Origin of the sequence: Pseudomonas sp. SK2 (assembly GCF_016772395.1) — a bacterium.
Taxonomy (GTDB): Bacteria; Pseudomonadota; Gammaproteobacteria; order Pseudomonadales; family Pseudomonadaceae; genus Aquipseudomonas; species Aquipseudomonas taiwanensis.
Genome location: NZ_CP061944.1, coordinates 4542290 through 4562650 on the forward strand (window position 1 = coordinate 4542290; position 20361 = coordinate 4562650).

18 protein-coding genes and 1 tRNA gene are annotated in these 20361 nt (G+C 63.8%); 9 read left to right on the forward strand and 10 right to left on the reverse strand.

Going from position 1 to position 20361, the window contains the following annotated elements:
- Window positions 1–42: 42 nt before the first annotated feature.
- From murI to hemA, 5 genes are read right to left on the reverse strand one after another with little or no spacing between them, the layout of a single operon-like run.
- Complete coding sequence (gene murI / locus IF103_RS20420) at window positions 43–840, reverse strand: glutamate racemase (protein ID WP_023382351.1); 798 nt, start codon at window positions 838–840, stop codon at window positions 43–45.
- Complete coding sequence (locus tag IF103_RS20425) at window positions 833–1588, reverse strand: molybdopterin-synthase adenylyltransferase MoeB (protein ID WP_023382352.1); 756 nt, start codon at window positions 1586–1588, stop codon at window positions 833–835. The genes murI and IF103_RS20425 overlap by 8 nt, the downstream gene beginning before the upstream one ends.
- Window positions 1582–2412 carry a peptide chain release factor N(5)-glutamine methyltransferase gene (gene prmC, locus IF103_RS20430; RefSeq protein WP_027907460.1) on the reverse strand — a complete coding sequence of 277 codons (831 nt, stop codon included), beginning with the start codon at window positions 2410–2412 and terminating at the stop codon, window positions 1582–1584. The genes IF103_RS20425 and prmC overlap by 7 nt, the downstream gene beginning before the upstream one ends.
- Complete coding sequence (prfA, locus tag IF103_RS20435) at window positions 2412–3494, reverse strand: peptide chain release factor 1 (protein ID WP_023382354.1); 1083 nt, start codon at window positions 3492–3494, stop codon at window positions 2412–2414. Before prfA ends, prmC begins: the two co-directional genes overlap by 1 nt.
- Complete coding sequence (gene hemA, locus IF103_RS20440; protein ID WP_023382355.1) at window positions 3491–4768, reverse strand: glutamyl-tRNA reductase; 1278 nt, start codon at window positions 4766–4768, stop codon at window positions 3491–3493. Before hemA ends, prfA begins: the two co-directional genes overlap by 4 nt.
- A gap of 187 nt (window positions 4769–4955) precedes the next feature.
- Here hemA and IF103_RS20445 point away from each other — a divergent pair, with 187 nt between their 5' ends.
- The 9 genes from IF103_RS20445 to IF103_RS20485 all read left to right on the forward strand — a co-directional run bounded on the left by IF103_RS20445 (window position 4956) and on the right by IF103_RS20485 (window position 13692).
- Window positions 4956–6677 (forward strand): tetratricopeptide repeat protein, encoded by a 1722-nt coding sequence (locus IF103_RS20445; protein WP_023382356.1) that lies wholly within the window; start codon window positions 4956–4958, stop codon window positions 6675–6677.
- Window positions 6678–6681: 4 nt separating this feature from the next.
- Window positions 6682–7299 carry a lipoprotein insertase outer membrane protein LolB gene (gene lolB / locus IF103_RS20450; RefSeq protein ID WP_023382357.1) on the forward strand — a complete coding sequence of 206 codons (618 nt, stop codon included), beginning with the start codon at window positions 6682–6684 and terminating at the stop codon, window positions 7297–7299.
- A gap of 4 nt (window positions 7300–7303) precedes the next feature.
- Window positions 7304–8164 (forward strand): 4-(cytidine 5'-diphospho)-2-C-methyl-D-erythritol kinase, encoded by an 861-nt coding sequence (ispE, locus tag IF103_RS20455; protein WP_202675631.1) that lies wholly within the window; start codon window positions 7304–7306, stop codon window positions 8162–8164.
- Window positions 8165–8183: 19 nt separating this feature from the next.
- Window positions 8184–8258 (forward strand) — tRNA-Gln (locus IF103_RS20460).
- A gap of 47 nt (window positions 8259–8305) precedes the next feature.
- Window positions 8306–9247: a ribose-phosphate pyrophosphokinase gene (locus tag IF103_RS20465; RefSeq protein ID WP_016391678.1), complete on the forward strand. Its 942-nt coding sequence runs from the start codon at window positions 8306–8308 to the stop codon at window positions 9245–9247.
- A gap of 121 nt (window positions 9248–9368) precedes the next feature.
- A complete protein-coding gene (locus tag IF103_RS20470; RefSeq protein WP_023382359.1) occupies window positions 9369–9962 on the forward strand; it encodes a 50S ribosomal protein L25/general stress protein Ctc in 594 nt (197 codons plus the stop codon).
- 79 nt (window positions 9963–10041) lie between these two features.
- Entirely contained in the window at window positions 10042–10626 is a 585-nt protein-coding gene (gene pth, locus IF103_RS20475) for an aminoacyl-tRNA hydrolase (protein ID WP_023382360.1), read from the forward strand.
- Window positions 10627–10648: 22 nt separating this feature from the next.
- On the forward strand, window positions 10649–11749 hold the full coding sequence (gene ychF, locus IF103_RS20480; protein ID WP_023382361.1) for a redox-regulated ATPase YchF: 1101 nt from the start codon (window positions 10649–10651) through the stop codon (window positions 11747–11749).
- Window positions 11750–11970: 221 nt separating this feature from the next.
- Window positions 11971–13692: a SulP family inorganic anion transporter gene (locus IF103_RS20485; protein ID WP_027907461.1), complete on the forward strand. Its 1722-nt coding sequence runs from the start codon at window positions 11971–11973 to the stop codon at window positions 13690–13692.
- A 103-nt stretch (window positions 13693–13795) separates the two neighbouring features.
- Here IF103_RS20485 and IF103_RS20490 read toward each other — a convergent pair whose 3' ends face one another.
- From IF103_RS20490 to IF103_RS20510, 5 genes are all read right to left on the reverse strand, one after another.
- Window positions 13796–14815: a DUF2955 domain-containing protein gene (locus tag IF103_RS20490; RefSeq protein WP_023382363.1), complete on the reverse strand. Its 1020-nt coding sequence runs from the start codon at window positions 14813–14815 to the stop codon at window positions 13796–13798.
- The gene (locus tag IF103_RS20495) at window positions 14805–15905 is read right to left on the reverse strand and encodes an HlyD family secretion protein (RefSeq protein ID WP_027907463.1); all 1101 of its coding nucleotides are present in this window, start codon (window positions 15903–15905) and stop codon (window positions 14805–14807) included. The genes IF103_RS20490 and IF103_RS20495 overlap by 11 nt, the downstream gene beginning before the upstream one ends.
- Window positions 15902–17416 (reverse strand): efflux transporter outer membrane subunit, encoded by a 1515-nt coding sequence (locus IF103_RS20500; protein WP_027907464.1) that lies wholly within the window; start codon window positions 17414–17416, stop codon window positions 15902–15904. The genes IF103_RS20495 and IF103_RS20500 overlap by 4 nt, the downstream gene beginning before the upstream one ends.
- Window positions 17417–17428: 12 nt before the next feature.
- Window positions 17429–18526, reverse strand: a complete 1098-nt coding sequence (locus IF103_RS20505) for an AI-2E family transporter (RefSeq protein WP_023382366.1) — start codon at window positions 18524–18526, stop codon at window positions 17429–17431.
- A gap of 82 nt (window positions 18527–18608) precedes the next feature.
- A complete protein-coding gene (locus tag IF103_RS20510) occupies window positions 18609–20330 on the reverse strand; it encodes a monovalent cation:proton antiporter-2 (CPA2) family protein (protein WP_023382367.1) in 1722 nt (573 codons plus the stop codon).
- Window positions 20331–20361 lie beyond the last annotated feature (31 nt).

Sequence of the window (20361 nt, forward strand, 5' to 3'; positions counted from 1 at the left end):
ATCGGCGATAGCACGATAGTTCAGCTTTATTCCGCGCTGTGGTTACAACGGGAAGCGTTGCACACGATCGGACTCATGCCATAGCAAAGGCAGGATATCGCTCAGGGCTTGCGGGTCGGCACTGCTCCAGAAGCGTGCCGCCTGCGCCGGCCCGTCGGCCAGCAGATCGCGAGCGGCCAGCAAACGGTGCAACTGCCGCGCAACCGCGGCGCCGGTGTCGATGATCGCAACGTCCGCCGGCACCATTTCAGCCAGCAGCGGGCGTAGGAAGGGATAATGGGTGCACCCCAGAATCAGCGTATCGCAGCCCGCGTCCAACAGCGGCTGTACGTAGCCCAGCAGCAACTGGCGCAGCTGCGCACTGCCAAGGTCGCCGGTTTCGATCCGCTCGACCAGTCCCGGGCACGGCTGGGTGACAACCTGCACGTCATTGGCAAAGCGGTCCAGCAAGGCGGCGAACTTGGCACTTTGCAGCGTGCCGGTGGTGGCCAGAACACCGACCACCCCGGAGCGAGTCGCCGCCGCAGCCGGTTTTACCGCAGGCTCCATGCCCACCAGCGGCCAATCCGGGTAGCGCTCACGCAGGTCGGCCACCGCCGCCACCGTGGCGGTATTGCACGCCAGGACCATGGCCTTGGCCCCTTGTGCGTGGAAGAACTCGGCAATGTGCCTGCAGCGTTCACGGATGTACTCCGCCGATTTCTCACCGTAGGGCACATGGCCGCAATCGGCCACGTACAACAGCGACTCGCCAGGCAGCAGGCGCTGGATTTCGGCGAGCACCGACAATCCGCCGACCCCCGAATCCATCACGCCGACCGGCGCCGAGCGTTCAGCCATGCCGGTTACCACACACGGCACAAGCCGGGTCACGCTTGACCCGCAGCTCGCGCATGCGCGTGCCCAGTGCGTCGATCAACAGCAAGCGCCCCACCAGCGGCTCGCCGAAACCAGCCAGCAGTTTCATCGCCTCAAGGGCCTGCAAGCTGCCCACCAGCCCGACCAGCGGCCCGATGACGCCGGCCTCGCTGCAGGTCAGCTCGGCCTCGCTGCCATGGCCATACAGGCAGTGGTAGCAAGGGCTGTTGTCGCGGCGCGGGTCGAACACCGAAAGCTGCCCTTCCAGGCGAATGGCCGCACCGCTGACCAACGGCTTGCAGGCGGCCACACAGGCCGCGTTGACGGCTTCGCGGGTGGCGAAGTTGTCCGAGCAGTCCAGCACCAGGTCAACCGCCGCCACCGCCGCAGCCAGGGAGTCCTCGTCTAGTGCATGGCGATGGGCAACCAGGTTCACTTCGGGGTTGATCGCCTGCAGACGCTGGATCGCCGAGTCCACCTTGCTCATGCCGACGCTGGTGCTGTCGTGGATCACCTGCCGTTGCAGGTTGGTCAGGTCTACGGTGTCGAAGTCCGCCAGGTGCAGTTCGCCCACGCCTGCCGCCGCCAGGTACAGTGCGACCGGCGAGCCGAGGCCGCCGAGGCCGACGATCAGCGCCTTGCTGCGCTTGAGCCGCAGTTGGCCATCGATATCGACTTGGGCCAGCAGCACCTGCCGGCTATAACGCAACAGTTCCTGGTCACTCAACATGGCAGACGTCCCATTGTGATGCGTTCGTGGCCGCCCAGGTCCTTGCGGCTGGCGACCTCGGTAAAGCCCCGGGCAGTCAGCAACGCCTGCACCGAAGTCGCTTGATCATAACCGTGCTCGAGCAACAGCCAACCACCCGGCAGCAAGTGCTCCGGCGCCTGGTCGACGATTATCCGCAGATCATCCAGGCCATCGGGCCCCGCCACCAGGGCGCTGCTCGGTTCGAAGCGCACGTCGCCCTCCGCCAGGTGCGGGTCCTCGGCGGCGATGTAGGGCGGGTTGCTCAGGATGAGGTCGAAGCGTTGCCCCGCCAGGCTGTCGAACCAATGGCTGGCCATCACCTTCACGTTATCGAGGCCCAGGCGCTGGCGATTGCGCTCGGCAAGGGCCACTGCCTCGTCGACACGGTCCACCGCCGTCACCTGCCAGGCCGGGCAGTCGCTGGCCAGCGCCAGGGCGATGGCACCGGTACCGGTACCCAGGTCGAGCACCCTGGCTGGCGAGGCTGGCTGCAGCTGGAGGGCTGTTTCTACCAGCAGCTCGGTATCGGGACGCGGAATCAGGGTGTGTGGCGCGACCTCCAGGTCGATCTTCCAGAAGCCCTGCTGCCCGAGGATATAGGCCACCGGTTCTCCGGCGCGACGGCGCTCGAGGTAACTGGCGAAGACGTCCGCCGCCTCGCTGCTGACGATCCGCTCGGGCCAGGTGTGCAGGTAGCTGCGCGACTTACCGATGGCCGCGGCCAGCAACAGTTCGGCATCCAGTCGCTCAGTGGGCGAATCCGGCAGCTGCGCGTTGCGCAGCAAGCTGGCGATGATGGTCATTATTCCCCCAGGGCAGCCAATTGATCGGCCTGGTACTCGGCCAGCAACGGCTCGATCACGGCCTCCACGCCACCGGCGAGGATGTCGTCGAGGGAATAGAGAGTCAGGTTGATACGGTGATCGGTCACCCGGCCCTGTGGATAATTGTAGGTACGGATACGCTCGGAGCGGTCACCCGAGCCGACCAACAGCTTGCGCTCGCTGGCGATGGCGTTTTGGGCGGCACTGGTCTGCATGTCATTGAGCTTGGCTGACAACCAGGACATGGCCCGCGCACGGTTCTTGTGCTGCGAACGCTCCTCCTGGCACTCGACCACGATACCGGTCGGCAAGTGGGTGATGCGGATTGCCGAGTCGGTCTTGTTGACGTGCTGGCCGCCAGCACCCGAAGCACGGTAGGTGTCGACCCGCAAGTCAGCGGGGTTGATCTCGATGGCCACTTGCTCGTCGGGCTCAGGCAACACCGCCACCGTGCATGCGGAGGTATGGATGCGGCCCTGGGACTCGGTTTCCGGCACTCGCTGCACGCGGTGCGCGCCAGACTCGAACTTCAGCTTGCCGTAGACATTGTCGCCTTCGACACGCGCGATGATCTCTTTATAGCCGCCATGCTCGCCCTCGTTCTCCGAGAGGATCTCAAGGCGCCAGCCGCGCCGCTCGGCATAGCGTGAATACATGCGGAACAGGTCACCGGAAAAGATCGCCGCCTCATCACCGCCGGTACCTGCGCGAATCTCCAGGAACACGTTGCGACCGTCGTTGGGGTCCTTGGGCAGCAGCATGCGCTGCAGTTGCGACTCCAGGCCCACCAGTTGCTCCTTGGCCTCCCGCACCTCCTCCACCGCCATTTCGCGCAGGTCGGGGTCGGCATCCTTGAGCAGAGCCTGGGCGCCTTCGAGGTCGTCCTGAACCTTGCGCCACTCTTTATAGGCAGCGATCACCGGCTCGACTTCGGCGTATTCACGGGAATAGGCGCGGAATCGGGTCTGGTCGGAAATGACTTCGGCGTCACCGAGCAGGGCGGTGAGTTCCTCGAAGCGGTCCTGGAGCGTGTCCAGTTTGTTCAGCAGCGACGCTTTCATTGCGGGGTTTTGTCCGTCGAGCCCTCGTTGAGGGCAAAGAGTTCCTGGGCCATGGCCAGCGCATCGAGGCGGCCCTCGGCCGAGAGCTTTTTCAGTTGCACGCTGGGCGCATGCAGGAGTTTGTTGGTCAGCCCCCGGGCCAGTTGGGCCAGTACATCTTCGGGGTTGCCGCCGTTGGCCAGCAGTCGCTGGGCCTTTTGCAGTTCTTCGTCGCGCAGGCGCTCGCTTTGCTGGCGATAGGCACGCAGCACATCAACCGCCGCCAGCTCGCGCAGGCGCGCCATGAAGTCCTCGGCGCCCACCGAGACCAGCTCTTCGGCAGCCTGCGCCGCACCCTGGCGGCTCTTGAGGTTTTCGGCGACCACTTCGTGCAGGTCATCGACCGTGTACAAGTACACGTCATCGAGCTCACCGACTTCAGGCTCGATGTCTCGCGGCACGGCGATATCGACCATGAAGATCGGCTTGTGCCGACGTTGTTTCAGCGCGCTTTCCACCGCGCCTTTGCCGAGGATCGGCAACTGACTGGCAGTGGAGCTGATGACGATGTCGCTGTTGGCCAGTTCCTGCGGAATGTCCGCCAGCAGCACGGCATGGGCACCGAACTGTTCGGCCAGGATACTGGCCCGCTCCAGGGTCCGGTTGGCAACCACGATCCGGCGCACGCCTTGCTCGTGGAGGTGACGGGCGACCAGGGTAATGGTCTCGCCCGCACCGATCAGCAGGGCCTGGCTGCGGCCCAGGTCGCTGAAGATCTGCCGCGCCAGGCTGACGGCGGCGAAGGCAACCGACACCGGGTTCTCGCCGATCGCGGTATCGGTCCGTACCTGCTTGGCGGCGCTGAAGGTCGCCTGGAACAAGCGCCCGAGCAGCGGTCCGATGGTGCCGGCCTCGCGGGCCACGGCGTAGGCCGACTTCATCTGGCCGAGGATCTGCGGCTCGCCGAGCACCAGCGAGTCCAGTCCGGAGGCCACCCGCATCATATGCTTCACGGCATCGTGCTCTTCATGGATGTAGGCGCTGGCGCGCAGCTCATCCAGGCTCAGCCGGTGATAGTCGGCCAGCCACTTCAGGACGGCATCGGCGGACAGGTGGTCCTGCTCTATATAGAGCTCGCTACGGTTGCAGGTCGACAGAATCGCCGCTTCGCGGCTGGCGGTCAGTCGACAGAGCTGCTGCAGGGCGTCTACCAGCTGCTCTGGGGTAAACGCCACGCGCTCGCGTACGTCTACCGAGGCAGTCTTATGGTTGATACCAAGTGCAAGAAAGGCCATGCAAGGTCGCTGGTTGTGACGAGAAGCCGATAATTGTCCTCTTTCACAGGTTTTAGAACAACCACCGTTCGCTATTGTCCCAACAATCCCAGGCTATCCCTGTAAACCACGACCTTCGCCGGTGGGTTTGCCCCCGCGCTTGTGTCATCATGCTCCGACCGCCGGTTAGTCCTTCTAAGCCTCATTTATGAACAGACCCTACGCATTGCTGCTTGCCTTCGCCCTGCTCCAGGGCTGCCAGAACCTGGCCCCGCAACAAGCCGAACCGCCCGTCGCCGAGGCGGGCAAAGCCGCGGCCGACAAGCCCGTGGTGTATGGGTCATTCAAACAGGACACGCTCTACAGCCTGTTGGTCGCGGAGCTGGCCGGCCAGCGCAATCGCTTCGACATCGCCCTGGCCAACTACACCGACCAGGCGCAGAAGACCCAGGACCCAGGCGTGTCCGAGCGTGCCTACCGCATCGCCGAATACCTCGGTGCCGACGAGCCGGCCCTGGACAACGCGCTCATCTGGGCCCGCAACGACCCGCAGAACCTCGACGCCCAGCGCGCCGCTGCCGTCCAGTTGGCAGGCGCCGGCCGCTATGACGAATCCATGGCCTACATGGAAAAGGTGCTTCAGGGCCAGGGTGACACCCACTTCGACTTCCTCGCCCTGTCGGCCGCCGAAACCGATCAAGGTACCCGCGACGGCCTGTTGCAGAGTTTCGAACGGCTGCTGGTCAAATACCCGGACAACAGCCAGTTGGTCTTCGGCAAGGCCCTGCTGCTGAACCAGGACGGCAAGCCCCAGCAAGCCCTCGACCTGCTGGAGGAACACCCGCCACAAAACGGCGAAGTGGCGCCGATCCTGCTGCGCGCCCGCCTGCTCCAGGCCCTTGACCGCGGCCCCGAGGCGCTGCCGCTGCTGCGCGGCGCCATCCGCGACAACCCGGACGACAAGCGCCTGCGCCTGACGTACGCCCGAACCTTGGTCGAGCAGGACCGCATCGCCGACGCCAAGGGTGAATTCCTCGGCCTGGTCCAGCAGTACCCGGAAGATGACGAGCTGCGTTACTCCCTGGCACTGGTTTGCATGGAGAACAAGGACTGGGATGAAGCCGAAAGCTACCTGCAGGAGCTGATCGAGCGCGACAGCAACGTCGATGCCGCCCACCTCAACCTGGGCCGCATCCGCGAGGAACGCAACGACCCCGAGGGTGCCTTGCGCGAATACGCCCTGGTCGGCACTGGCCCCGATTACCTGCCAGCGCAACTTCGCCAGGCCGACATCCTGATCGCCAACGGTCGCGGCACCGAGGCCTCGCGCCTGCTGGCCGAGGCCCGCGAAGCCCAGCCGGACCTCGCGGTCCAGCTGTTCCTGGTCGAGTCGGAGAGCTACAGCAACAACAACAAGGACGCCCAGGCCAACCAGGTGCTGCAGCAAGCCATCAAGCGCTTCCCGGACGACCTTAATCTCCTTTACACCCGCGCCATGCTGGCCGAAAAGCGCGACGACCTGACGCAAATGGAACAAGACCTGCGCGCCATCATCGCCCGCCAGCCGGAAAACGCCATGGCACTGAACGCGCTCGGCTATACCCTGGCCGATCGAACCACCCGCTACACCGAAGCCAAGGCGCTGATCGACAAGGCCCACCAGCTCACCCCGGACGACCCGGCGGTGCTCGACAGCCTGGGCTGGGTCGCCTACCGCCTGGGCAACCTCGACGAAGCCGAGCGCTACCTGCGCCAGGCCTTCGAGCGCTTCCCCGACCATGAAGTCGCCGCCCACCTGGGCGAAGTGCTGTGGGCCAACGGCAAGCGTCGTGAGGCCCGCCAGGTCTGGGCCAAGGCCTTCGAGGCCCAACCCGACAGCCCTATCCTGCGCAAGACCGTCTTGCGCCTGACCGGATCCGAGACTCTTTAACGCCATGTTCCTGCGCCATTGCATTACCTTTTCCCTGATCGCCCTGCTTGCCGGCTGTGCCGGCTTCGGATCCCGCGAAGCCCTGCATGGCCAAGGCAACCCACAACAGTGGCGAGCCCACAAAGAACAGCTGAGCACCCTGGACGGCTGGCAGATCAACGGCAAGGTCGGTATTCGCGCCCCCCGCGACTCCGGCAGCGGCACCTTGTTCTGGCTGCAGCGCCAGGATTACTACGACATCCGTCTGGCCGGGCCGCTTGGCCGTGGCGCCGCACGCCTGACCGGCCGCCCTGGCGGCGTGGTGCTGGAAGTCGCCAACCAGGGCCGCTTCGAGGCCAACAGCCCCGAAGCCCTGCTCGAAGAACAACTGGGCTGGCAATTGCCCGTTTCGCACCTGGTGTGGTGGGTGCGCGGACTGCCGGCCCCGGACAGCAAGAGCCAGCTCACCCTGGATGACGACAGCCGCCTGGCCAGCCTGAACCAGGATGGCTGGCAGGTGCAGTACCTGAGCTACACCCAGCAGAACGGCTACTGGCTGCCCGAGCGCATGAAACTGCATGGCGAAAACCTGGACGTGACCCTGGTGGTCAAGGACTGGCAGCCACGCCAGCTGGGGCACTGAAACCATGCAAAAGCTCACCCTGCCCGCGCCGGCCAAGCTCAACCTGTGGCTGCATATCATCGGTCGTCGCCCGGACGGCTACCACGAACTGGAAACCGTGTTCCAGTTCCTCGAACACGCTGACGAGCTGAGCTTCGCCCTGCGTGACGACGGCCAGGTCCGCCTGCACACCGAGATCGACTCGGTGCCACATGACAGCAACCTGATCGTGCGCGCCGCCCGTAAACTGCAGGAGCAGTCTGGCACCCACCTGGGCGCCGACATCTGGTTGACCAAGGTTTTACCCATGGGCGGTGGAATCGGTGGCGGCAGTTCCGATGCCGCGACCACCCTGCTGGCCCTGGACCACTTGTGGCAGCTGGGCTGGGATGAAGACCGACTGGCGAGCCTGGGCCTGTCCCTGGGCGCCGATGTCCCCGTATTCGTTCGCGGTCATGCAGCTTTCGCCCAAGGTGTCGGCGAGCAGCTGACCCCGGTCGACCCCGAAGAGCCCTGGTACGTCGTACTGGTGCCGCAAGTCTCTGTCAGTACTGTAGAAATTTTTTCGCATCCACAGTTGACACGTGATTCCCTCCCCCTTAAGATGCGCCCCGTTCCCGAGGGAAACAGTCGAAATGACTGCCAACCGGTGGTAGAGCAGAGTTACCCAGAAGTTCGCAATGCGTTGAATTCATTGGGTAAATTCACTGAAGCTCGACTGACCGGCACTGGAAGTTGTGTGTTTGGGGCCTTCCCAAGCAAAGCCGAAGCTGATAAAGTTCTGGCCCTTCTTTCAGAGACCCAAACAGGGTTTGTGGCGAAAGGAAGCAATGTTTCGATGTTGCATCGCAAGCTGCAAAGTCTGATCAAGAAGTCGAGTGCCTAGCGCTCGCAGCAACAGATACAGGGGCGTCGCCAAGCGGTAAGGCAGCAGGTTTTGATCCTGCCATGCGTTGGTTCGAATCCAGCCGCCCCTGCCATTTTCCTTATACTCATCCAGGTTACCCTCAGCCTTCAGGTACTGCGCGTGTCCAAGATGATGGTCTTTACGGGGAATGCCAACCCCGATCTGGCTCGGCGTGTCGTACGTCAGCTGCACATTCCACTGGGTGATGTTTCTGTCGGCAAATTCTCCGACGGCGAAATCAGTGCTGAGATCAATGAAAACGTTCGCGGTAAGGACGTCTTCATCATCCAGCCAACCTGTGCCCCAACCAACGACAACCTGATGGAACTGGTCGTGATGGCTGATGCCTTCCGCCGCTCCTCAGCGTCGCGAATCACCGCCGTGATTCCTTACTTCGGATACGCCCGCCAGGACCGCCGTCCGCGTTCGGCACGTGTAGCCATCAGCGCCAAAGTCGTCGCTGACATGCTCACTGTCGTGGGTATCGACCGTGTTCTCACCGTCGACCTGCACGCTGACCAGATCCAGGGTTTCTTCGATATCCCCGTCGACAACATCTACGGCTCGCCCGTACTGGTCGACGACATCGAAGACCAGCGTTTCGAGAACCTGATGATCGTTTCCCCGGACATCGGTGGTGTCGTGCGCGCACGTGCCGTCGCCAAGTCCCTGGGTGTCGATCTGGGTATCATCGACAAGCGCCGCGAGAAGGCTAACCACTCCGAGGTCATGCACATCATCGGCGACGTCGAAGGGCGCACCTGCATCCTGGTAGACGATATGGTCGACACCGCCGGCACTCTGTGCCACGCGGCCAAGGCCCTGAAAGAACACGGCGCTGCCAAGGTTTACGCCTACTGCACGCACCCTGTCCTGTCGGGCCGCGCGATCGAGAACATCGAGAAGTCGGTACTGGACGAGCTGGTGGTGACCAACACCGTTCCGCTGTCCGCCGCTGCTCAAGCCTGTGACCGTATCCGCCAGTTGGATATCGCACCGGTTGTCGCTGAAGCGGTACGCCGCATCAGCAACGAAGAATCGATCAGTGCGATGTTCCGCTAAGCGGAACACCTGCTGACGAAAAGCGCCCCGCCCCAACACCTGTTGTTGGGGCGGGGCTTTTTTGCCATCCCCGTTGGCGCTGGTCGCAAACGCCCTCGGGAGGCTATTTTGGAGATACAAAATGACTGACTTCATCCTGAACGCCCAAGCGCGTACTGACCTGGGGAAAGGTGCGAGCCGCCGCCTGCGTCACTCCGCCAACATCCCTGCCGTTGTCTACGGTGGCGATAAAGAAGCCCAATCCCTGACCATCCTGGCCAAGGAAATCACCAAGCTGTTCGAAAACGAAGCTGCCTTCAGCCACGTTATCGAACTGAACGTCGACGGCGCCAAGCAGAACGTCGTGGTCAAGGCCATGCAGCGCCACCCGGCCAAAGGCTTCATCATGCACGCCGACTTCGTTCGCGTCGTTGCAGGCCAGAAGCTGACCGCCAAAGTGCCGGTTCACTTCATCAACGAAGAAGCCCCGGTCAAGAAAGGCGGCGAAATCTCCCACGTAGTGGCCGAGGTTGAAGTTTCCTGCGAAGCCAAGGACCTGCCTGAGTTCATCGAAGTCGACCTGGCCAAGGCTGAAATCGGCACCATCATCCACCTGTCGGACCTGAAAGCTCCGAAAGGCGTAGAGTTCGTCGCTCTGGCCCACGGTGATGACAAAGCTGTTGCCAACGTTCACGCTCCGCGCGTTGCTCCAGAAGCTGAAGGCGCTGCCGAGTAATCCACTCGCGCGCCGGTGTTGACCGGGTTACAGTGCCCCGCGCCCTGTAACCCACCAACTCCAAGGAAGAGCCCCTGACGTGACCGCCATCCAGTTGATCGTTGGCCTGGGTAACCCCGGCCCCGAATACGAACAGACCCGGCATAACGCAGGGGCTCTTTTCGTTGAACGCCTTGCCAGCGCCCAGCGCGTGTCGCTGACCGCTGACAAAAAATATTTCGGCCTGACGGCTAAGTTCAGCCATCAGGGTCACGACGTTCGTCTGCTGATCCCCACCACCTACATGAACCGCAGCGGCCAGTCCGTGGCGGCATTGGCCAATTTCTTCCGCATCAAGCCGGAGGCCATTCTGGTGGCGCATGACGAACTCGACCTGCCTCCGGGCGTTGCCAAGCTCAAGCGCGGCGGCGGCCATGGAGGGCACAACGGCCTGCGCGACATCATCGCGCAGCTCGGCAACCAGAACGACTTCCACCGCCTGCGGCTTGGCATCGGCCACCCGGGCGACGCCAAACTGGTCTCCAACTTCGTCCTGGGCCGCGCGCCGCGCGCCGAGCAGGAGAAGCTCGACGCCAGCATCGATTTTGCCCTCGGCGTAATGCCGGACGTGCTCGCTGGCGACTTCGCCAAGGCGATGCGCGAACTGCACAGCCAGAAGGCCTGATTTCCTAGAGAGGGGAACACCCATGGGTTTCAATTGCGGCATCGTCGGCCTGCCCAACGTCGGCAAGTCCACCCTGTTCAACGCCCTGACCAAGTCCGGCATCGCGGCGGAGAACTTCCCTTTCTGCACCATCGAGCCGAACAGCGGCATCGTGCCGATGCCTGATGCGCGCCTGAACGCGCTGGCGGAAATCGTCAAGCCGAACCGCATCCTGCCGACCACCATGGAATTCGTCGACATCGCCGGCCTGGTGGCGGGCGCATCCAAAGGTGAAGGCCTGGGCAACAAGTTCCTGGCCAACATCCGCGAAACCGACGCAATCGCCCACGTGGTGCGCTGCTTCGAAGACGAGAACGTGATTCACGTCTCCAACAGCGTCGACCCCAAGCGCGACATCGAGATCATTGACCTCGAACTGATCTTCGCCGACCTCGACAGCTGCGAAAAGCAACTGCAGAAGGTTGCCCGTAACGCCAAAGGTGGCGACAAGGAAGCCCTGGCACAGAAGGCCATCCTTGAGCAGCTCATTCCGCACTTCACCGAAGGCAAGCCTGCGCGCAGCCTGATGAAGAACATGAGCGCCGAAGACAAGGCCGTGATCCGTGGCTTCCACCTGCTGACCAGCAAGCCAGTCATGTACATCGCCAACGTTGCCGAAGACGGCTTCGAAAACAACCCGCACCTGGACGTGGTCAAGGCCATCGCCGAGGAAGAAGGCGCGGTCGTGGTGCCGGTGTGCAACAAGATCGAGGCGGAAATCGCCGAGCTGGATGAAGGCGAAGAGAAGGACATGTTCCTCGAGGCCCTGGGCCTGGAAGAGCCTGGCCTGAACCGCGTGATCCGTGCCGGTTACCAGTTGCTGAACCTGCAGACCTACTTCACCGCCGGCGTGCAGGAAGTACGTGCCTGGACCGTACGCGTCGGCGCTACCGCGCCTCAGGCCGCTGGCGTGATCCACACCGACTTCGAAAAAGGCTTCATCCGCGCTGAAGTTGTCGCCTACGACGACTTCATCCAATTCAAGGGTGAAAGCGGCGCCAAGGAAGCCGGTAAATGGCGTCTGGAAGGCAAGGACTACATCGTCAAGGACGGTGACGTGATGCACTTCCGCTTCAACGTCTGAGACCAGGCCAGTCGCGATACGAAAACCCCTTGGGCAGCAATGCCCAAGGGGTTTTCTTTTGCCCGCTGGGCAGCCGTGAGCCCTTCCTGGCCCCGGTAAGCCAATTCCCAAGCTGATGTGACCTCAAGCAGCGGGTTGCAAGTTCGCAAATGTCTTGCATCCTTGAGGTTGATGGGGGCGCGCTAGTGCTGTAGAGCCCCCCACTTCCCGGAGCCTGCACCATGGAAAAATCGCCTCGCGCCTCCCGCTTCGACTGGCAACGCTGGCTCCCCGGTCTGGCCACCCTGCTCCACTACCAACCCACCTGGCTCCCCAGGGACCTCGCCGCGGGCCTGGTCCTGACCACCATGCTGGTCCCCGTGGGGATCGCCTACGCCGAAGCCTCCGGGGTACCGGGCATCTACGGCCTGTATGCCACCATCGTCCCGCTGTTGGCGTACGCCCTGTTCGGCCCCAGCCGCATTCTGGTGCTCGGCCCGGACTCGGCACTGGCGGCCCCCATCCTCGCCGTGGTGGTGCAATACGCCGCCAGCGACCCACAACGGGCTATCGCCATCGCCAGCATGATGGCCCTGGTGGCCGGTGCGTTCTGCATGGTCGCCGGCCTGCTGCGGCTGGGCTTCATCACCGAACTGCTGTCCAAACCAATCCGCTATGGCTATATGAACGGCATTGCCCTGACGGTGTTGATCAGCCAGCTACCCAAGCTGTTCGGCCTTTCGTTCGACAGCCAGGGCCCTTTGCGCGATCTCTGGCAACTGGCCCAGGCCTTGTTCGCCGGCCAAGGCCATTGGCCAAGCTTCGCGGTGGGTGGCGCCAGCCTGGCGTTGATCGTGTTGCTCAAACCCTACAAACGTCTCCCCGGCATCCTCATCGCGGTGGTGCTGGCCACCGTGGCCGTGAGCGTGCTGAACCTGGACCAGCAGGGCGTGAAGGTGCTCGGCGAGCTGCCCCAGGGCCTGCCCAGTTTCACCTTTCCATGGCTGAGCGACATTGACCTGGTGGAGGTGCTACTGGGCGGCATCGCCGTGGCACTGGTGTCCTTCGCTGACACCAGCGTGCTGTCGCGCACCTACGCCGCTCGCTTGAAGGCTCCGGTGAACCCGAACCAGGAAATGTTCGGCCTGGGCGTGGCCAATCTGGCGTCCGGGTTGTTCCAGGGCATCCCCATCAGCAGCAGCTCGTCACGCACCCCAGTCGCCGAAGCTGCTGGCTCCAAGACCCAACTGACCGGCATCATCGGCGCGCTGGCAGTCACGCTCCTGTTGCTGGTGGCGCCCAACCTGATGCGCTATCTGCCCAACAGCGCCCTGGCGGCAGTGGTGATCGCCGCCGCGCTGGGGCTGTTCGAGTTCGCCGACCTCAAGCGCATCTTCCGTATGCAGCAATGGGAGTTCTGGTTGTCGTTCACCTGCTTCGTCGGCGTGGCGGTGTTCGGCGCCATTCCTGGCATCGGCATCGCGGTGGTGATCTCGGTGATCGAATTTCTCTGGGACGGCTGGCGTCCGCATTTCGCCGTGCTGGGCCGTGTGGATGGCACCCGCGGTTACCACGACATCGAGCGCCACCCGCACGCACGACGGATTCCGGGGCTGGTGCTGCTGCGTTGGGATGCTCCGCTGTTCTTCGCCAATGCCGAGCAGTTCCATAACACCGTAATGGCAGCGATCGACGAGTCGCCGACCCCGGTACAACGCCTGGTGGTGGCCGCCGAGCCTGTGACCAGCATCGACATCACCTCCGCTGACATGCTCGCCGAACTGGACCGCATCCTTGAATCCCGTGGCGTTGAGCTGCAATTTGCCGAGATGAAAGACCCGGTCAAGGACAAGATGAAGCGCTTCGAGCTGTTCCATTGCATTGGTGCGCAGGCCTTTCATCCCACGGTAGGCGCCGCCGTGGATGCCTACCTGAAGGATACCGGCGTCGACTGGCAGCCCTAGGGTCTACATGAAACGTCTTGAGACGAACGTCAGGCCCCGAGGCTGTTTTCAACGCAGCATCACCGAGTATCAAAGCTTTTCATACAAAGCCTGGCGGATGACATCACGGCGTGACGACCTGCCTGGCACGACGCCTGTCGATCCAGATCAGCATCGCGCTGGCATACAACGACACCGCGACGAACAGTGCCATGCGCACGGCAAACGCACGGTACACATCCTGCCCGGCTGCACTGTCCTGCACCGATTGCCCCAGAAGGATCAGGAACGTCGTCAGGCAACTGATCCAAAAAGCCGGCGTCTGCTGCGTCATCACTGCCTGGTAGAGCCTGCGCGCCTGCCAAAGACAGAACAGCAGCCCCCACAAGAAGAACATCCACAGGTGCACGAACAGGCCAAGCGCACCCCACAGCAGGATCGCCAGCGCCCCGGCCAGCAGGGTCGAACCGATCAATTCGCGGCTGGCATGCCGCGCGTGGGTCTCGCCGGCCTGTTGCCCCAAGCTCACCGATTTCATGATCAGCGGCATGAACGTGTCCGGTGCGATCAATGCCAACAGAAACGCTGGCATCACGATCAGGGTGGCACGCAAGGCCACCCACCCAACCTCATTGTCATTCAGCCGTGCCGGGGGGGATGGGACGGGAGCATCGGCAGGTTCGGGGAACAACAGATGCGCCAGGGCACAGCCCAGGGTTGCCAGGAGCATGCCCTTGGCCATGGCCTCGACCACCGACAGCGCCAGGGTGAAGTCACTTGTGCCTGCCGCGGCGATCATGGTCAGGCCGATGACCAGCAGGTTCGCCAGCAAGCCGTTGCCCCCCAGCAGGGCATAGCGCAGTACCAGGTATACGCCGGTGCCAACCACCAGCACCCCGCTGACCGGGGCATGGCGCAGCAACGGAATCAGCAACAGGCCACTGCCGCAACTGAGCAGCACCAGCAGTGCCAGCAACGGCGCGGCGCGCAACGGCAGAGGTTGGCTGCGCATCGCCAGCAGCAGCACGGCGAACACAGGCGCCAGAATCGGCACCGGCAGGCCAAGGCCGAAACTGACCGCCAGGCACAACGCCGTGCCCCACGCCAAGCGCAGGGCGCGCAAGCGACGCAGCTCAATAGGCATAGGACATCCAGCTCATCAGCCACATGAACACCCTGGCCAACAGGTTCAGCGGGTTGCCTTCGCGAGGCAGCGCCATGACTTCGGCCTGACCGCCTACCCGCAGGCCGGCAGCGCTTTGCAGCTGATCGCGTTCCAGCTCGACGATTACCGGAAAGCGTTGCGCCGAACGCAACCACTCACGGCTGTTCTGCACCGTCGGTAAGCTGCCCGGCGGGGTACTCTGACCAACGCTCACGCCACGGCCAATACTGCGCACACGCCCGCGCAGCACCTTGCCCGGTAGTGCATCGAGCACCACCAGTACCGGCGTACCGGACTGCAGGTAGCCAAGGTTGTTCTCGGTCATGTCGGCACTTATCCACAGATCATGGATGGCGATCAGGGTCATCATCGGGCTGCCTGCCGCGACGTAGTGGCCCACATCGGTACGCAGGTCGGTGATCAGGCCATTGGCCTCGGCCCGTACCACGGTGCGCGCCAGGTCCAGACGGGCCTTTTGCACATTGGCCGCGGCACTGCGCAACTGGGCGTTGTCCGCTTCAGCCCCGCCCTGCTGTTCACGGGCCCGCTCGACTTCCGCGCGGGCTGCGGCGACCTGGCTGATGGCCTGGTCGCGGGTCGCCTGGGCCCCTTCCAGACGCCGCACCGACACCGTGCCGGGGTCCTCGTCGATCAGCCGCTTCAACCGTTCGGCATCTTGCCGCGCCTTGCGCTCGTTGGCCTGGGCGGCCACCAGCGCGGCCTGGGCCGAGTCGATGCCAGCAGTATGGGCGCCGATCTGCCGGCGCATGGTGTCCAGGTCCGCTTCGGCCCGTGCCAACGCGATGCGGTACTGCTCGGGGTCCAGTTCGAACAGCACATCGCCCCTGCGCACTTCCTGGTTGTTGCCCACCGCCACCCGCCTGATCTGGCCTGCCACTTCGGCACTGACCGGTACCACGTAGGCCTGCAAGCGGGCCTGCTGGGTGTAAGGCGTGAAGCGGTCGGCCAGCAGGTACCAGACCAGGCTGACGACAATCAGCAGCAGCACCCAGCGCATGCCCCGGTCCGGTGCTGCTGGTGTCGGCGGTGTACCCTGGGCGTCGCTCATCTTCGCGTACCTGTTTCCTGATGTTCAGGGGCTGGCCCATCGAGCAGCGTTCCCCAGTCGGTGCGTTGTTGCATCTGCTGGCGGGTCGCTGGCGGGATCGGCTCACCAACCTGCTCCCAGCCTCCACCTAGCGCCTTGTACAGGCTCACCAGGCTGCTGACGGCGTTGCCTCGGCTGACCAGGTAGCCGTCCTGCTGCTGCAACAGCAGCTGCTGGGCATCGAGCACCCGCTGAAAATCGGCGAAGCCCTCACGGTACTGCGAGCTGGCCAAGCTCAACGAACGTTGCGCGGCCTGCGACGCCTGCTGGCGAATACCGGCGCTTTCCAGCGAGCGCACCAGGCCGCTGGCGGCATCGTCCGCCTCGCGTGCAGCGTCGCGCACATTCTGGTGATACCGCTCGATCAACTGCTGCAAACGCGCATCCTCCACCCGCACGGCGTTCTTGCGCCGGCCATAGTCGAACGGGTTCCAGATCAGGCTCGGTCCGGCTGCGAGGTCGAACGTATCGGGCACGTGATTGGCCGTGACGAAGCTCCAGCCAATGCTGCCCAGCAAGCTCAACGACGGATAAAGATCAGCCTCGGCCACGCCCACCAGGGCCGACTGCGCCGCCACCGCCTGCTCGGCGGCGCGGATATCCGGGCGGCGTTGCAGCAGGTTGGCGGGCACGTCCTGCAGAACCGCCCGATCCGGCAGAGGCAACTGGCCATGGCGCGCTTCGAGCTCCGGCAACGGACCAGGCGGCCGGCCGATCAGCGAACACAGCACATTTCGCAAGGCATTCACCTGGTTCTGGAACTCGGGAATGGTCGCCTGGGTGGCCAGGTACTGCGTGCGCGCCTGCTGCCAGTCCAGCTCGTCGTTTTCGCCATGGCGGAACAATCGCTCGGTGATTTCCAGGCTGCGGGCCTGGCGCCTGGCGTTTTCTTGGGCGATGGCCAGGCGCGCCTCGGCGGTGCGCAAGCCGAAATAGGTGTCGGCCACCTGCGCGCGCAGCAGCACCATGGCGTCGGCATAGTTGGCCTGGGAGGCGAAGTAGGCGGCATCGGCCGACTCGATGGCGCGGCTGAATCGTCCCCAGAAATCCACCTCCCAGGCAATGTCGAAACCCAGGCTGGACTGCCAGAACACCGAGTCACGAGCGGTCGGGGTGCCGGACTGGTCCTGCTTGAGGTACAGGCTTTGCGCACGTAACTGCTGCAACTGGGGATAGCGTCCGGTCTGCACAATGGCCAGTTGCGCACGTGCCTCGACGATGCGCAGGCCTGCCACCCGCAGGTTGGTATTCTGGGCGTCAGCCTCGGCAATCAGCGCATCCAGCGTCGGGTCGGCGAACACCGCCCACCACCGGCTCAGATCAGGTGTCGGTGCGGTACGCCCCGCCTGTTCCAGCAGGGGTGTGCTCCAGCCTTGCAACCACCGGTCCTGGGGCGCCGCGAAATCCGGGCCGACCTGGCTACAGCCGGTGAGCACCAGCAACAGGATCAGGCCATGGCAGCGCTTGGGCATGACAGGCCTGGCTCATGCTGCTGGCGGCACAGGTTGCTCCGGCACCTGCAACGCCACCCACTGCCAGAAAAGCACATAGGCAACGCCGAGGATGACCGGGCCTATGAACAAACCGATGATGCCCTTGACCACCATGCCGCCCAAGGCTCCGATCAACACCACCGGCATCGGCACGTCCACCCCGCGCCCCAGCAGCAGCGGTTTGAGCACGTTGTCGGCAAGCCCCGCGACGAAGGTGTAGACGGCAAAGACAATGGTCGCAGCGGTGAAACCCTCGACATTGAATACGTAGATGATCACCGGAACGGTCACCAGGGTCGCTGGCGCCTGGGCGATCCCCAGCATCAACACAACGATCGCCAACATGCCCGCCCCCGGCACGCCCTTGACCACGAAACCGACGCCAATCAGCAGCATCTGGATAAAGGCGATGCCAATCACGCCCTGGGCGACCGCCCGTATCGTCGCGGTGCACAGTTTGGCCAACGGCTTGCCGCGCTCTTCGCCGGATACCCGCATGGCGATGCGCTGTGCTGCAATCTCGCCACGCTCGCCGAAGGCCATGATCACACCCGAGATGATCACGGCACCGATGAACAACAGGAACGCCCCGCCCGCACTCGCCGCGGCGCCCAGCATGCTCAGCCCTACGCCTTTGAGATGTGGCATCAGGTTGTTCATCACCGGGGCCAGGCTTTCGGAAGCCGACTGCCAGAAGGCATACAGCCGAGGGCCGATGAGGGGCCAGCCTGCCACTGATTCCGGTGGCGCAGGCACACTCCAACCGCCCTCCTTGAGCAGCGCCACCAGGCTATGAACGGACTCGCCAATGGAAACCACCACCAGATAGATCGGGACCAACAACACCACCAGCACGAGCAAGACCACGAGCGTTGCGACATACCCGTTTTTCAGACCGATACGGCGCTTGATCCGGCTATAAAGCGGATACAAGGTGACCGCCAGGATCACCGCCCAGAGCATTAGCTCCAGAAACGGCTCGAACACCTGAAAGGCAAAGATCACCAGGGCCGCCACCAGCCCGGCCTTGATCAGCACGTCGAGCAGCCCTCGCGACAGGGCGCTGTCCAGCTTGAAACCCGACTGCATGGTTCACCTCCTGGCCGCATTCAGCGGATGAACGATCAGTGCGCCCCATGGCGCGTGTCTGTGCCGCGAAGCTTCAGGGCGCTCAGCGAGCACCTGGAAAATCACCCTTGCCGTGCTGCTGATCCAGCAGCCTGCGTGCCTCTTGCCGTTGGTATCGCTGAACCCAGGCCGACGCCTGCTCTTCGCTGTACCCCAACGTGATAAGGGCCCGGCGCGCCATCTCCAGGCTGGAATGGAAGGTCTCGCGCACTGGATCGACGCCCATGGCAAGCAGCCGCAGCGCCTCCTGGCTGTCACGCGCAGCGGCGATCACTGGGGTCTGTGGATAAAGATGCGCCAGCACATCGGCAGCCTTGAGGTTGGCCTGCGGGTCGTCGGTAGCGACGATCACCAGCTTGGCCTGGTCGACCCTGGCCGCCCGCAGGATCTCCGAGCGAGACGGGTCGCCAAAGAACACCAGTGGGCCATCCGGCTCGCTGCTGCGGCTTACTGACTCGATCGAAGTGTCCAGCGCCACCAGGCGCACGCCCTCGCCATGCAGCATGCGCACGATGGCACCGCCCATGCGCCCGAGGCCGGCCACCACTACCTGGGGTGTTTCGTCGACTTCCGGCAGGGCCGCAGCGGCTGCGGCCACCGTCGCGTCATCGCGCAACTGGCGGGCCAGGGCCATCATCACCAGCGGCACCACGGCCATCGACAGGGTGATGGCGAGCACCAGCAGGTCGTGTACCTGCTGCTCCAGCACTCGATGCTCCAACGCCAGCTTGAACACCACGAAGGCGAACTCACCGCCCGAGGCCAGCACCACCGCCAGGCACAGTGCCTGGGCCCGCTCCAGGCCGCCCGCGGTGCGTCCAAGCATGAACAGCAGCGGTAACTTGACCCCCACCAGCAACACGGTGAGCCCCAACACTTGCACCGGCATGCTCAGCAGCAGGCGCAAGTCGGCGGTCATCCCCACGCCGACGAAGAACAGCCCCAACAGCAGCCCCTTGAGTGGCTCGACCTGGGACTCCAACTCATGGCGAAACGGCGAATCGGCCATCACCACACCCGCGAGGAAAGCGCCCAAGGCCATGGAAACCCCGACATGCTCCATTACCCAGGCGGTGCCCAGCACCACCAGCAATGCCGTAGCGGTCGACAGTTCATGCAGCCCCGAGCCGACGGTCCAGCGGAATACCGGTTGCAGCAGGTAGCGACCCGTCACGATCACCAAACCAACGCCCAATGCCACCGCCAACAATGGCCAACTACCCTCCTCCGGCGGACTGATACCGGTACCAAGCAGGGGTACCACGGCGATCAGCGGAATGGCCGCGATGTCCTGGAACAACAGGATACTCACAGCCAGTCGCCCTTGCGGCTTACCCAGTTCCCGGCGCTCTGCCAGCACCTGCAAACCGAAGGCGGTGGACGACAGCGCCAGGCCCAGGCCCAGCACAATCGCCGCCGCCCTCGGCTGGCCGAACACCAGGTACGCCAGCAACCCCAGCACCACGGCGGTCAGCGCCACCTGCAGCGAGCCAACGCCGAACAGCGACCGGCGCATGGTCCACAGGCGGCGCGGCGAAAGCTCCAGGCCAATCACGAACAACAGCATCACCACGCCCATTTCGGAGAGGCGGGAAACGTTCTCGGGATGGTTGATCAAGCCCAACATGGATGGGCCGATGAGGATACCGGCCAGCAGATAGCCCGGTACCGCCCCCAGTTTCAGACGCTGCGCCAGTGGCACCAACAGCACCACGGCCAGCAAGAAGACCACTGTCGCCTGTAGCAGACTGCCGTCGTGTGGCATGGCCGCTTATCCCCTGGCTTTGTCGGAAGCG

Bases quoted from the DNA above. Each gene is read 5' to 3' on its own strand.
- hemA (WP_023382355.1), bottom strand. From the start codon at position 4,768: ATGGCCTTTCTTGCACTTGGTATCAACCATAAGACTGCCTCGGTAGAC.
- IF103_RS20445 (WP_023382356.1), top strand. From the start codon at position 4,956: ATGAACAGACCCTACGCATTGCTGCTTGCCTTCGCCCTGCTCCAGGGC.
- IF103_RS20490 (WP_023382363.1), bottom strand. From the start codon at position 14,815: ATGCCTATTGAGCTGCGTCGCTTGCGCGCCCTGCGCTTGGCGTGGGGC.
- ychF (WP_023382361.1), top strand. From the start codon at position 10,649: ATGGGTTTCAATTGCGGCATCGTCGGCCTGCCCAACGTCGGCAAGTCC.
- IF103_RS20425 (WP_023382352.1), bottom strand. From the start codon at position 1,588: ATGTTGAGTGACCAGGAACTGTTGCGTTATAGCCGGCAGGTGCTGCTG.
- IF103_RS20510 (WP_023382367.1), bottom strand. From the start codon at position 20,330: ATGCCACACGACGGCAGTCTGCTACAGGCGACAGTGGTCTTCTTGCTG.
- lolB (WP_023382357.1), top strand. From the start codon at position 6,682: ATGTTCCTGCGCCATTGCATTACCTTTTCCCTGATCGCCCTGCTTGCC.
- murI (WP_023382351.1), bottom strand. From the start codon at position 840: ATGGCTGAACGCTCGGCGCCGGTCGGCGTGATGGATTCGGGGGTCGGC.
- prmC (WP_027907460.1), bottom strand. From the start codon at position 2,412: ATGACCATCATCGCCAGCTTGCTGCGCAACGCGCAGCTGCCGGATTCG.
- IF103_RS20495 (WP_027907463.1), bottom strand. From the start codon at position 15,905: ATGAGCGACGCCCAGGGTACACCGCCGACACCAGCAGCACCGGACCGG.
- IF103_RS20500 (WP_027907464.1), bottom strand. From the start codon at position 17,416: ATGCCCAAGCGCTGCCATGGCCTGATCCTGTTGCTGGTGCTCACCGGC.
- IF103_RS20485 (WP_027907461.1), top strand. From the start codon at position 11,971: ATGGAAAAATCGCCTCGCGCCTCCCGCTTCGACTGGCAACGCTGGCTC.
- IF103_RS20505 (WP_023382366.1), bottom strand. From the start codon at position 18,526: ATGCAGTCGGGTTTCAAGCTGGACAGCGCCCTGTCGCGAGGGCTGCTC.
- ispE (WP_202675631.1), top strand. From the start codon at position 7,304: ATGCAAAAGCTCACCCTGCCCGCGCCGGCCAAGCTCAACCTGTGGCTG.
- IF103_RS20470 (WP_023382359.1), top strand. From the start codon at position 9,369: ATGACTGACTTCATCCTGAACGCCCAAGCGCGTACTGACCTGGGGAAA.
- prfA (WP_023382354.1), bottom strand. From the start codon at position 3,494: ATGAAAGCGTCGCTGCTGAACAAACTGGACACGCTCCAGGACCGCTTC.